The organism is Chryseobacterium panacisoli, assembly GCF_008274625.1.
GTDB lineage: Bacteria > Bacteroidota > Bacteroidia > Flavobacteriales > Weeksellaceae > Chryseobacterium > Chryseobacterium panacisoli.
This window is the reverse complement of the sequence record NZ_VTRU01000008.1, coordinates 48,418-61,463: the sequence shown is the minus strand read 5'-3', so window position 1 is coordinate 61,463 and position 13,046 is coordinate 48,418. Positions and strand designations below refer to the sequence as shown.

Here is a 13,046-nt window from a genome sequence, read left to right as displayed (position 1 = left end):
ATTTTTATGACTTTTGTCATATTTTGAATGATTCTAAATAACAAAACGCAAGCTGAGCTGTCTATTTTTGTAAAAAGTACTGGATAAAATATACTGACAATTCCTTTCTGTCAAAAGCTATGACCTTTGATTTCCCAATAAACCGAAAAGAATTTTATCTCTGATTTCATCAGTGATTTCATCAGTAGAATCACTGCTTCTTTTGAACCAGAAATAAGAATTGTTTAACGTATGAAGAATAAATCTTGTTGTAAATGATGGTGATTTCAGCTCCCAGTTTTCCGCAGTGTAGATCTCCGAAATCAGTTTTTCAACTTCCTGCTGATAATTTTTCCTAAGCTCTACAAATTCGGGAAGCCTTTCTTCCAGATGTCTCCATTCATTGGAATAAATATGAGTGACGTCACGGTTTTTAAGAACAACAGACAGGTGCTTATCCAGTAACAGATTTAGTTTTTCTCTTGGAGTGATATCCTGATTCTTTACTTCCTGAAGCTCATCGAAAAATTCCTGAGCAATGCCAAAACAGATCCATTCCAAAATTTCTTCCTTTGAACGGATATGTGCATACAGCGATGCTGCTTTGATATTGAGTTTTGTAGCCAGGTCTCTTACCGAGCTTCCCATATACCCTTTCTCTTTGAAAAGCTCTACTGCTACGTCTAATATTTTTCTCTGTTTTTCTTTTAGTTCCATCTGGTAAAATGCAAAAGTAATTATTCTGATTCAAACTGCTCTTTTTTTGATCATAAAAAGCAAAAAGACTCTTCAGCTTCTGTGTCTCCGTTGGATTATTTTACTTAATTATGACTATTTGTTCATGGATTTCAAAGAAATAATTACGAAATCGGAAATTTTGTCAAGTTAATTTTCCGTTAAAAATACAATATCCGGAAAATTTGTCCTATTTTTTTGTAAATTTAATAATTGAACGCTTTTTGCGATATAGCTATCGATTAAATGATTAAATAATTGATGCATTAAGAAACTGAGCCTCAAAATTTGGTTTCTTGATGTTTTTAAAAACTAAACTTTGAACAAATCATTACCAAAAATATATAAAATATGAACTTGAACCAATATACAGTAAAATCACAGGAAGCCATCCAGGCAGCACAACAGATTGCTATGGAATTGGGCAACCAAAGTATCGAACCTCAACATCTCCTTGAAGGAATCTTCCAGGTGGATGAAAATATATCGCCTTTCCTACTTAAGAAATCTGAAGCAGATGCCAATTTAGTAAGAGAGCGCAACCGTGAAAATCTTGAAAAACTTCCAAAAGTACAGGGAGGAAACATTTATCTTTCACAATCTGCCAATAAAGTATTGCTGGATGCACCCAATATCGCTAAGAAAATGGGTGACGAATATGTAACGATTGAACATTTATGGCTATCTCTTTTGGAAACCAGCTCTGAAGTGTCCAAAATGCTGAAAGATATGGGGGTAACCAAAAATCTGCTGGAAGGTGCTATCAAAGAATTAAGAAAAGGAAGTAAAGCAACTTCTGCAAGTTCAGAAGAAACATACCAGTCCTTAAATAAATATGCTAAAAACTTCAATGAGTTAGCAGCAGAAGGAAAGCTGGATCCCGTAATCGGGCGTGATGAGGAAATCAGAAGGGTTTTACAGATCCTTTCCAGAAGAACAAAAAACAACCCAATCCTTATTGGAGAGCCGGGTGTAGGTAAAACGGCCATTGCTGAAGGAATCGCCCACAGAATTATCAACGGTGATGTTCCTGAAAACCTGATGGACAAAACGTTATTCTCGTTGGATATGGGAGCTTTGATCGCCGGAGCCAAATACAAAGGTGAATTTGAAGAGCGTCTGAAATCCGTTGTGAATGAAGTCATCAAATCTGACGGGCAGATTATACTTTTCATCGACGAAATCCACACATTGGTGGGTGCCGGCGGCGGCGAAGGAGCGATGGATGCTGCCAACATTTTAAAACCTGCTTTAGCAAGAGGTGAATTGAGAGCAATTGGAGCCACAACTTTAAACGAGTATCAAAAGTATTTTGAAAAAGATAAAGCGTTGGAAAGACGTTTCCAGAAAGTAATGGTGGAAGAACCGGATACAGAATCTGCTATTTCAATCCTTCGTGGTATTAAAGATAAATATGAGGCTCACCACAAAGTAAGAATCAAAGACGAAGCGATTATTGCTGCTGTGGAAATGTCTCAAAGATATATTTCAGACCGTTTCTTACCAGATAAAGCAATCGACCTTATTGATGAAGCTTCTGCCAAACTTAGAATGGAAATCAATTCCAAGCCGGAAGAACTGGATGTTCTGGACAGAAGATTGATGCAGCTGGAAATTGAATTGGCAGCTATTTCAAGGGAAGGCAACCAGACCAAAATTGATCATCTGAAAGAGGATATTGCTAAAATTTCCGAACAGAGAAATGAGATCAACGCCAAATGGCTGAAAGAAAAACAGAAAAGTGAAGATCTTACCCAGATCAAAAAGGATATTGAATCTCTGAAACATGAAGCAGAAAGAGCTTCCAGATCCGGAGATTATGCAAAAGTAGCGGAGATCCAATACGGAAAACTTCGTGAAAAAGAAGAAGAATTTACAAAGATGGAACTCGAAATGCAGAACCATCAGAATGAGCTGATCAAAGAAGAAGTTACTGCAGAAAACATCTCTGAAGTAATTGCTAAATGGACGGGTATTCCTGTAACTAAATTATTACAATCTGAAAGAGATAAGCTATTAAATCTGGAATCTGAACTGCACCACAGGGTGGTTGGACAGGATGAAGCGATTCAGGCAGTTGCTGATGCTATCAGAAGAAACAGAGCTGGATTGAGCGATGATAAAAAACCTATCGGATCTTTCTTATTCCTGGGAACAACCGGAGTTGGTAAAACCGAACTTGCAAAGGCATTAGCAGAATTCTTATTCGATGATGAAAACAACATGACGAGAATTGATATGAGTGAATATCAGGAACGTCACAGTGTTTCAAGGTTGGTAGGAGCTCCTCCGGGATATGTAGGATATGATGAAGGCGGACAATTGACTGAAGCTGTAAGAAGAAGACCGTATTCTGTAGTGCTTTTGGATGAGATTGAAAAAGCACATCCGGATGTTTTCAACACCTTACTTCAGGTTTTGGACGACGGACGTCTTACTGATAACAAAGGTCGTGTGGTAAATTTCAAAAATTCAATCATCATTATGACCTCAAATTTAGGCTCACACCTTATTCAGGAAAATTTTGAAAATCTTACGGAGGAAAATCAGGATGAAATTGTGGACAAAACAAAAGATGAAGTTTTTGATCTTTTAAAACAAACCCTGCGCCCGGAATTCCTGAACAGAATTGATGAAATTGTACTGTTCCAGCCTTTAAGAAAAAAGGAAATCGGAAAAATCGTTCAGTATCAGTTGAGAGGATTCAATGAAATGTTATCTAAAAGAAACATCATTATGACTTTCACCCAGGATGCGGTAGATTATCTGATGGAGAAAGGTTATGACCCTGCTTTCGGAGCAAGACCACTGAAAAGAGTGATCCAACAGGAGGTATTAAACAAACTTTCCAAAGAAATTCTTGCAGGAAATGTAAACGACGGAGACAGAATTACTCTGGATTACTTTGTAGAAACAGGTTTAGTTTTCAGACCCACTGAACAATAAAATAGTTTTTTTCATATACATTATTTTTGTGAATAAGTGCCGTAGAATAATCTGCGGCACTTATTTTTTTCTTTATTTTATCCTTATTATGTGATATATTTTTATATTTACCACACCAATCAACTAATAACAAAATCATTATGAAAAAGCTAAAAAGAAAAGATTTAAAGAAAATTGACGGCGGCCTTATCGCAGCCATCATTATGTGTGACGAAAACATGAACTGCCCCGCCAATCTTTGCTGTACCGCCGGAAACATTTGTAAAGACAGGAAAAAGTATCCATGTATTTAAAAAGAAAAAGCGGAGAAGCATACTTCTCCGCTTTTTTATGGAATGAATCTACGTTTACATCCTATCTAAATTGCAATACCTTAACATACAATCCGTAAATACACGGTAAAAATAACGTATAATTCCCTACTAACTAATGTCTTTTCTAGCATATTTTTTCCGAAATTTGCATATTAATTGAATTTCATCCGTAAAATATTGCTAAGCTATGAATACAGAATCAAACAATCCAATGCAACCCGGAACAATGTCAAATAGTCTTATCCAGGCTCTGATTGACAATTACCGTCAGAATCATCTAAGTGCTATTAACAACGCTTTAGGAATAGAAGATGCTCATTCCATCTGGTTTGACCTTCCGAAATTAAAAAATTTCATTGCAAAGATTGAAGAAGAGGCAGCCAAAGTTAACCCGACAGCTTCTGAAGAAGACCTAGGAATCAGATTTTATTATGCTACTTATCCAAAAACAGAAAACTGGTCTATGATGGATTCACATCCTGTTCCGATAGAATACGCAGGAAGACACACTCTCGTGATGGTCCCAACATTGAAAAAAGCGGACGAAACAGGAGAACTTATTGATTATGACTTCAATCCATTTCAAAGTGCTGAAGGAAAATCTTTTGCATTAGCCAATAAATCTGCCAAAGGCACGGGAGAAGATGATGATACAAGTCTTGGAGAAAATAACGGAATACTTGTTCCACCAAAAGCTCCTTTAGGTCAGTCTTTTTAATTGTAAATATATCATATTAGAACTGTATGACAGAATTCCAGGAATTTGCACAAAAAAGTCTGCTTTGGGCTGAAGGGCTTGCTGCAGTCATAGCAATTTTCCATTATAACCGTTTAAAAGAACAACATTGGAAACTTTTTGTATTTTATCTGGTATTTATTTTTCTTGGGGAAGCTTATGGCAAGTGGGGAAGTTTTGTTCATTTTACCAAAGCTCAGTACTATAACTATCTTTTAATGCCAATCCAGTTCATATTTTTTTACTGGCTATATGCTGCAAAATCTTTAGCAAAGCCCAAATTATTTTGGGTAATATCCCTTTTATATCTGCTTTCATTTATTCCTAATGAATTATATTTTTCCAAAAGCAAAATTGTATTTGCTTTCAACTATACTTTTGGCTGTCTTATTTTGATGCTTTTGGTAATTATGGAGTATTACAAACAAATTACTTCACAAGAGATTCTCAATTTCAATAAAAACAAAATGTTTTATATTAATCTTGGAATTACGCTATCATATATAGGAACATTACCTTTCATGGCATTTCTATCACTTCTGGTAAAATACAAGGAAATTTGGGATATATATTTTAGTTATTTCCTGATCTCAGTTTCAGTGATGTATATCTTATTTGCAAGTTCATTTATATGGGGAAAACAGAGCTCTTAATAGTTATCATTCTATTTAACATACTCTTTGTGATGTTTATAACAGCTGTATTAATCTATATCCGAAGTTACAGACAACGAAAAAGAGAATATATGAATGAAATCGAGATGAAAAATGAACTTCATCAGAGAGAACTTTTGTCTACCCAATTGGAAATCCAGCAGGCTACTATGCAGCAGATAGGAAGAGAACTGCATGATAATATTGGTCAAAAACTCACTCTTGTAAGCCTGTATGTTCAGCAGATGCTGTATGAGAACAAAGTTCCGGAAGCCAGCGAAAGAATAGACCAGGTTTCACAAATCATTAACCAATCTCTTCAGGACCTTCGTAGCTTGTCAAAAACATTGACAGATGATAACATCAACCAGAAGGAAATTGTAACTTTGATACAGGAAGAAGTAGACAATACCAATTCTTTTAAAAAGTGTATTGTCAGCTTTGAGCATAATTTTAAACATCTGGATTTAGGTTTTGTTCACAAAAATATGCTGCTCAGAATCACGCAGGAATTTATTCAGAACAGCATAAAACATTCCCGTTGTAAAAATATTTTTATCAATTTGAATACTTCCGAAGATATCCTTTGGGAACTTGATATTCGTGATGACGGAATTGGGTTTGATACTTCACAGATTAAATCCAACGGAATAGGTCTTACTAATATGAAAAACAGAGCTGAAATTATAGGAGCAAATTTCCATATGGAAAGTCAGGAAAATACAGGAACCCGAATCAATATTATCTTAAAAAAACAGTCATGAAGAAATCTATTGTAATTGTTGACGACCATATACTTATTGCAAAAGCCCTGGAAGGCATTATTGGTAATTTCAACGAGTTTGAAGTTATCTATGTATGTGAAAACGGAAAAGACCTCATTCAAAAAATTGAAGAAGGAAACACCATTCCGGATATCATTCTTTTGGACATCAGTATGCCTATTATGGATGGTTTTGAAACCGCTGCCTGGCTTACAAAAAATCATCCCGCTATTAAAATCATGGCGCTTAGTATGCAGGGTGACGACAATAGCGTGATCAAGATGATCAAAAGCGGCGCAAAAGGCTACCTTCTAAAAAATACCCATCCAAGAGATCTGGAAACAGCACTTACCCGATTGAACAGTGACGGCTTCTTTTATCCGGATTGGGCTTCTAAAATTATTTTCTCTAACCTTAATAAAGAAACCGAAGCTGAAATTGCCGTAAGAATTTCCGACAGAGAAAAAGAATTCCTTAAATATACCGTAACAGAACTCAGCTATAAGGAAATTGCAGACAGAATGTGCTGCAGCCCGAGAACCGTTGAAAGCTATCGCGATCAGCTTTGTGAAAAGCTGGATTTGAAAACCCGTGTTGGGCTCGCTGTTTTTGCTATTAAAAATGGCTTTGCAAACTAAACTTTCACCACAAAAAAATTCTTTTTAAAAAAAGTTTAAACGAAATTTATTCTCGAAAAAACATAAAACTATAAAACGCACCAACAAACAATACGAAATTGATTAAAATTTAAAACATTCAACATAATTATAAATTAAAATCAATAAAATAACACAATACATATTGATTCAATAAACAAATTGAAGAAATATTTGCATATTAATTTCAAATAATATATTTTCACATCCTCAACCAAAATGATTTGATATGAAAAAACTATTATTTGGAGCTCTCATGCTCGGCTTAGTGACGGCCTGTAACAATGACAACATTTCCAATCAAAATGAAGTACAAGCTGAACAGGAAATTTCTTCATTAGCATCAAAAAGAATTTGTCCATCAGAAGAAATGAGACAAGAAGCACTACAAAAAGATCCCGCACTCAGACAAAAGGTAGATGAAATTGAAGCTAATGCAAAAAAATTCTCCACCAATCTTGCCTTAGGAAAAGTTCTTGCAGATGGAACTGTTGAAATTCCGGTAGTTGTAAATGTAATTTATAAGACGGCTGCACAGAATGTATCTGATGCAAGAATCGCGGAACAAATTGCTGTTTTAAATGCTGACTATGGAGGAACAAACAGTGATGCATCATTAATACCTACAGAATTTCAGGGGGTAAAAGCCGGGGATGCAAAAATAAGATTCAGACTGGTAAATACCATAAGAAAAACGACTACCAAAACATCATGGAGTAAAACAGACAGAATAAATAATACCATGAAAAAAGCATCTACAGGAGGTATTGACGCTACTAACTCTACAAACTATTTCAATATTTGGATCGTTGGAAATATGCCAGATCCACTTGGAGATATTCTTGGATACGCCACTTTCCCTGAAGATGCCGGAACATGGAAAGACGGTGTGGTACTTGCTGCTCCTTATGTTGGAAAAACAGGTGCTTCTGCTCCATTTAATCTTGGAAGAACTGCCACTCACGAAGTTGGTCATTATCTAGGTCTTAGACATATTTGGGGAGATACCAATTGTGGTGATGATTTGATTGCAGATACACCTACCCAAACAACAGCCAACACAGGAAAACCGACTTATCCTCTTTACAATACTTGCTATGGAGTAAAAAGATCTGTCATGTTTATGAATTACATGGATTATTCTGATGATAATTCACTCTATATGTTTACTGCAGGACAAAAGACAAAAATGCAATCTGTGACTGCTTCTTCTGGAGCAAGATCCGGGTTGAGAGTATATTAATTAAAACATATTTTTTCACTTATAATTTAAAATCTATCCCACAAAACGGGATAGATTTTTTTATATCTTTTTCTGGATTAAATCCTGGAATTCTGTTCTATGTATTAGCTCAGGCAAATTATTCACATAAAAAAACCTGAAATAACCTTACATTATTTCATTTAAAAATAAATAATTCAGTAAAAAAGACTTAAAATAAGAATAATACAAGAAACATATGACTTTAATTATATTTTTTAAGGTATTTAATTGCTTAATTTTTTTACGAAAAATATCCTACAAATCATATAGAGTATAAAATTATTTACATCCAAAAACACACTTAAGCGTGAAATATAAAACAAATCATTTAAATTAATTAAAACTCAATAAAACTCATATTAAGTTACGATAAACACAACCAAAACACTCATTAAATAAACATTTGTTAAATATTTTACAAAATTATTTGCATATCAATTTCAAATAATATAATTTCACAACCTCAACCAAATTATATTATAACGATATGAAAAAAATCCTATTGGGAGCCCTTGTTCTGGGCTTTATGTCGGCGTGTAACACCGACAACTTAAGTAATCAAAATGAAACGCCGCTGGATCAGGAAACCTCCGCTCCAAGCGCTCTTAAAAGAAGCTGCCCTTCAGAGGGAATAAGACAAGCAATGCTTCTGAAAAACCCTGCATTAAAGCAAAAAATGGCTGACATTGAATTCGGTACTGAAAAATTTACTGAAAACCTTAAATTGGGAAAAGTGCTGGCAGATGGAACTGTTGAGATTCCGGTAGTCTTCAATGTAATTTACAACACTTCCGCTCAAAATGTTTCCGATGCAAGGATCGCAGAACAAATTGCCGTACTGAATGCTGATTATGGTGCTACCAATTCTGACATTAATAAAATTCCTTCGGCATTTCAGCCTTCAGCAGCAGGCGATGTAAAAATCCGTTTCAAACTAGTGGCTACCAACCGTAAACAGAGTACAAAAACAGGCTGGAGATCTGATCTTGAGCAAATGAAAAAGGCAAGCACTGGTGGTATTGATGCTACCGATGTAAATAAAAATATGAACATATGGGTTGTAAATTCAATACTTGACGAGAATAACCAACCTGGAACTTTAGGCTATGCTTATTACCCGGAAAATGCGGGACAATGGTATGATGGCCTTGTTATAGGATATCAGTATATAGGAAAAACAGGTGCTTCTGCTCCGTTCAACCTAGGAAGAACAGTAACACATGAAGTAGGACACTATCTAAACTTACCACACCTTTGGGGATCATCTGATACAGGGTGCCAAACAGATTACTCTAATGACACGCCTACATCTCCTGGCCCTAACTACGGAAATCCTACCTATCCTCTAAACAGAGTTTGTGGAGGGGTAAGCCGTTCTCAGATGTTTATGAATTATATGGATTACGTAGATGATAAATCTATGGTTATGTTCTCTGCTAATCAAAAAACAAGAATGCAGGCTGTAGTAGCAGCATCCGGACCAAGATCTGGCTTAAGATAATCAACACATAGTTGAAATATTATAAAATTATTAAAATAGTCTATCTCAATTTTTGGGATAGATTTTTTTAATAATTTTATACAACTTAAATTTCAGCACCACTACGATGAAAAAACTGGCATTAGCATCAGGAATACTATTGCATCTTTACTGTATAAAAGCACAAGATACTACCCAAATTAAAACACAGGATACTGTCCCATCCAGAAATCTCAGAGAAGACATTGTACTTATCAACTCTTCTGGTTGTATATTTCGGGAGAAAACTCCTTTTTTCAAAAGGGAATGGGTGAAAAAATCAGTGGCTCCTGCTCTTCTTTTTACGGCTGCGGCTTCTACATGGGGAGAAAAGGAGAATATCCGCGAGGTAAGAAACCGATACCTTCCCAACTTCAAAGTTAAATATGATGATTATCTTCAATACGCTCCTGCGGTTGCTGTTTATGGATTAAAATTAGCAGGCGTAAAAGGAAGGAATAATCTTGGGCGAGCAACTTTATCTTATGGTACAAGCTTAGCTATCATGGCTATTTTAGTCAATTCTATTAAATATACTGCAAAAGTTGAGCGTCCGGATGGATCCAAAAACAATTCATTCCCATCAGGACACGCTGCAATGGCTTTTACCAATGCAAGTTTTCTGCACAAAGAATATGGTATGGTAAACCCAGCCTACAGTATTGCAGGATATGGTTCTGCCGCTATTACAGGGCTTGGCCGAAATCTAAATAACAGACACTGGGTTCCGGATATTCTTGCCGGAGCTGGTATCGGAATTATATCAACAGAACTCGGGTATTTTTTTATTGATAAAATTTATAAGAATAAAGGAGATAATTTAAGTATCTTATCCAGAATAGAGGGAAACGATTATCCGTCTTTCCTTTCCCTGAAGATGGGTACCGCATTGGGTACAACCAATTTCCTGAGGGAATCTGAACTGGATGATAAAAAACAAATCGGTTTTGAGGGCGGATTGGAAGGTGCTTATTTCTTTTCAAAAAAATGGGGTGTGGGTGCCGATGTAACCTTCAGCAGCTTCCCTATTAAATCTCAAAGAATAACATTTGATGACGGGCAGGATTTTGGAGATCATGAGATTAAAACACAATCCCTGGGCTTCCTGGCAGCAGGCATCGGACCTTATTTTTCTCATGAATTCTCAGATAAATGGCAGCTTACTTTAAAGGTAACCGGAGGCTATGCAGCTACTGCCAGTGGAAAAGTATTTGTAAAAGGAAGCGATGTAGATGCTCCGAATCACGAACTTCAGATAGCCCGATATAAGCCCAAGCCTGCTTTTCGCTGGAATACAGGGGCTGCTATGACCTACAAGTTTAATCCGGGATTGGGACTCACTTTCTATACAGATTACAATCAGATCAACTCTACGATCCGGTATTACTTCAGCGATGAGATCAAGGAAAGTGCTGAGCTGGACCAGGAACTCAACCACCTGATTGCTAAAGAAAAAATCAATTATATTACATTAGGGTTAAGATTGACTGCCTATTTTTAGAATACGAAAGCCTTCAGAATCTGAAGGCTTTTACTTTATAAGTTTTTTTGATTATTTTCCGGAGTATAATCCATAAATAAATCTCCATCCAGTTTTACGGATTTTACTTTCTTCTTAATAGGAATCACAAGATCAGTCAATTTCTGATCTTTTTCCCAAACAGAAGGAGAGAAATGCAGTTTCTCTGTAGTTCCGTCTTCATACGTCAATAGAGCATCAAAAGGAATGGCAAACCCACCTACATTTGCTACATTTATTGTAAGCATATCATTAATCTGAGATGACCCTGTTACTTTTAAATCGATATAATTATTGGTATAAAACCAATTTTGAAAGAACCAGTTCAGATTTTTTCCTGATCCTGTATTCATAGAGTTGAAGTAATCCCATGGAACCGGATGCTTTCCATTCCAGTTATCCATATAATGATGTAATGCTTTTTTGAACAGTTCGTCTCCTAAATAATCTTTAAGAGCCAGATAAGACAAAGAAGCTTTTACATAAGAATTGTTTCCGTATCCAGAACCACTCACCTGTGTACTCATGGTAATAACCGGTTGATCCTGTTCTGCAGACGGATCATTGATCCATCTTTTGACGCGGAAGTTTTTATAAAATTCTTTGGCTGCTGCTTCTCCATTTTCATCAATTCCTATAAGATATTCAAGGGTAGTTGCCCAGCCTTCATCCATAAATGCATATCTCGTCTCGTTGATTCCCATATAAAAAGGGAAATAGGTGTGAGCAATTTCATGGTCCGCTGTCAGCCTTGCATCCTGAAGATCATCAGGAATACTGGTATCGTTGATCATCATTGGATATTCCATGTCTGCATAACCCTGAATAGCAGTCATTACGTTATAAGGATATTCTACTCCCGGCCAGTTTTTAGAGAACCAATCAAGATTATAACGCATCCAGTCTACATAGTGTTCAAAATCTTTAGCACCATTTTTATAACCTGCCTGAACACTTGCTCTTTTTGATTTCAGCTGAACACTTGCTGCATCCCATACATAATGGTTGCTCATTGCAAAACAGAAATCTGTGATATGGCTGGCTTTAAACTTCCAGACATTCCATTTATTGGGTTTGGTTACTTTACCCGACTTCATTTCCTGTTCTGTGGCAACATGTATTACTTTATCGCTTTTTAGTGAAGCTTTATATCTTTTTAAATATTCCGGCTGCAGTACAGCTTCCGGATTCAGGAAATCTCCTGTTGCCCAGACTACAAAATTTTTTGGTGCAGTGATGGCAAAACTATAGTCATTGAAGTCGTTATAAAACTCCTGTCGGTCTGAGTGTGGAAGCATATCCCATCCGTTATAATCATCATACACGGAAATTCTTGGAAAAGAATAGGCTACATAGAATGTTTCAGGATCTATCTGTCCTTCTCTCCCACTTTGCACAGAAAGCAGATATTCCCATTCAATTTTTACTTCAGATTTTGATTTAGATTTTAAAGCCGTTTTTAATTTTACTTTTTCAACCGTACTCCAATCGTCACTGTTGACATCATATTTTTCACCGTTTACAACGAAAGATTTGATCTTAAGTCCTGAGGACAGAAAATCTTTAGACACAAATCCTGATCTTGGCGACTGTGGTTTATGAAGGTTATTCACAAAACGAATGGCCAGCTCATTCAGACTATCCGGGCTATTGTTCGTATAGACAATTGTTTCTTTTCCGGAAACCATTTTTGTATTGGCATCCACCTTTACATCCACATTATATACTCCTTTATTCTGCCAATAGTTTTTACCTGGTGCTCCGGAGATATCACGGGTCCCATTTTCATACGCTTTTTTAATATTCCTTGGCATATACAGTTCCTGTGCAGACAATTGCAGTAAGGAAACAACCATCAGCATTCCGGAAAAAATTTTCTTCATAATGACCTTTTTAAAGATAGGTATCAAAAATAGCGAAAATGTGACATCAGGAGATTATTTCTTTTATAATAATATCTT

The 13,046-nt window shown here is 36.0% G+C and carries 11 protein-coding genes; 9 read left to right on the top strand and 2 right to left on the bottom strand.

Going from position 1 to position 13,046, the window contains the following annotated elements:
• Positions 1-117: 117 nt before the first annotated feature.
• Positions 118-696, bottom strand: coding sequence for a TetR/AcrR family transcriptional regulator (locus FW781_RS21155; protein WP_149389242.1), 579 nt, complete (start codon positions 694-696; stop codon positions 118-120).
• 369 nt (positions 697-1,065) lie between these two features.
• Here FW781_RS21155 and clpB point away from each other — a divergent pair, with 369 nt between their 5' ends.
• From clpB to FW781_RS21115, 9 genes are all read left to right on the top strand, one after another.
• Positions 1,066-3,660, top strand: coding sequence for an ATP-dependent chaperone ClpB (gene clpB / locus FW781_RS21150; protein ID WP_149389241.1), 2,595 nt, complete (start codon positions 1,066-1,068; stop codon positions 3,658-3,660).
• A 140-nt stretch (positions 3,661-3,800) separates the two neighbouring features.
• Positions 3,801-3,953: a hypothetical protein gene (locus FW781_RS22560; RefSeq protein ID WP_172625777.1), complete on the top strand. Its 153-nt coding sequence runs from the start codon at positions 3,801-3,803 to the stop codon at positions 3,951-3,953.
• 208 nt (positions 3,954-4,161) lie between these two features.
• Positions 4,162-4,692 (top strand): hypothetical protein, encoded by a 531-nt coding sequence (locus FW781_RS21145; protein WP_149389240.1) that lies wholly within the window; start codon positions 4,162-4,164, stop codon positions 4,690-4,692.
• Positions 4,693-4,718: 26 nt separating this feature from the next.
• The gene (locus FW781_RS21140; protein ID WP_149389239.1) at positions 4,719-5,363 is read left to right on the top strand and encodes a hypothetical protein; all 645 of its coding nucleotides are present in this window, start codon (positions 4,719-4,721) and stop codon (positions 5,361-5,363) included.
• A 92-nt stretch (positions 5,364-5,455) separates the two neighbouring features.
• Positions 5,456-6,127 (top strand): sensor histidine kinase, encoded by a 672-nt coding sequence (locus tag FW781_RS21135; protein ID WP_228720250.1) that lies wholly within the window; start codon positions 5,456-5,458, stop codon positions 6,125-6,127.
• Positions 6,124-6,765 (top strand): response regulator transcription factor, encoded by a 642-nt coding sequence (locus tag FW781_RS21130; protein WP_149389237.1) that lies wholly within the window; start codon positions 6,124-6,126, stop codon positions 6,763-6,765. The genes FW781_RS21135 and FW781_RS21130 overlap by 4 nt, the downstream gene beginning before the upstream one ends.
• A gap of 247 nt (positions 6,766-7,012) precedes the next feature.
• Positions 7,013-8,026, top strand: coding sequence for a zinc metalloprotease (locus FW781_RS21125; RefSeq protein WP_149389236.1), 1,014 nt, complete (start codon positions 7,013-7,015; stop codon positions 8,024-8,026).
• A 508-nt stretch (positions 8,027-8,534) separates the two neighbouring features.
• Complete coding sequence (locus FW781_RS21120; protein WP_149389235.1) at positions 8,535-9,548, top strand: zinc metalloprotease; 1,014 nt, start codon at positions 8,535-8,537, stop codon at positions 9,546-9,548.
• A gap of 106 nt (positions 9,549-9,654) precedes the next feature.
• Positions 9,655-11,067, top strand: a complete 1,413-nt coding sequence (locus FW781_RS21115) for a phosphatase PAP2 family protein (protein WP_149389234.1) — start codon at positions 9,655-9,657, stop codon at positions 11,065-11,067.
• A gap of 35 nt (positions 11,068-11,102) precedes the next feature.
• Here FW781_RS21115 and FW781_RS21110 read toward each other — a convergent pair whose 3' ends face one another.
• On the bottom strand, positions 11,103-12,968 hold the full coding sequence (locus tag FW781_RS21110) for a M1 family metallopeptidase (RefSeq protein WP_149389233.1): 1,866 nt from the start codon (positions 12,966-12,968) through the stop codon (positions 11,103-11,105).
• Positions 12,969-13,046 lie beyond the last annotated feature (78 nt).

Bases quoted from the DNA above. Each gene is read 5' to 3' on its own strand.
- FW781_RS21120 (WP_149389235.1), top strand. From the start codon at position 8,535: ATGAAAAAAATCCTATTGGGAGCCCTTGTTCTGGGCTTTATGTCGGCG.
- FW781_RS21130 (WP_149389237.1), top strand. From the start codon at position 6,124: ATGAAGAAATCTATTGTAATTGTTGACGACCATATACTTATTGCAAAA.
- FW781_RS21125 (WP_149389236.1), top strand. From the start codon at position 7,013: ATGAAAAAACTATTATTTGGAGCTCTCATGCTCGGCTTAGTGACGGCC.
- FW781_RS21135 (WP_228720250.1), top strand. From the start codon at position 5,456: ATGAATGAAATCGAGATGAAAAATGAACTTCATCAGAGAGAACTTTTG.
- FW781_RS21155 (WP_149389242.1), bottom strand. From the start codon at position 696: ATGGAACTAAAAGAAAAACAGAGAAAAATATTAGACGTAGCAGTAGAG.
- FW781_RS21110 (WP_149389233.1), bottom strand. From the start codon at position 12,968: ATGAAGAAAATTTTTTCCGGAATGCTGATGGTTGTTTCCTTACTGCAA.
- FW781_RS21115 (WP_149389234.1), top strand. From the start codon at position 9,655: ATGAAAAAACTGGCATTAGCATCAGGAATACTATTGCATCTTTACTGT.
- FW781_RS21140 (WP_149389239.1), top strand. From the start codon at position 4,719: ATGACAGAATTCCAGGAATTTGCACAAAAAAGTCTGCTTTGGGCTGAA.
- FW781_RS21145 (WP_149389240.1), top strand. From the start codon at position 4,162: ATGAATACAGAATCAAACAATCCAATGCAACCCGGAACAATGTCAAAT.
- clpB (WP_149389241.1), top strand. From the start codon at position 1,066: ATGAACTTGAACCAATATACAGTAAAATCACAGGAAGCCATCCAGGCA.
- FW781_RS22560 (WP_172625777.1), top strand. From the start codon at position 3,801: ATGAAAAAGCTAAAAAGAAAAGATTTAAAGAAAATTGACGGCGGCCTT.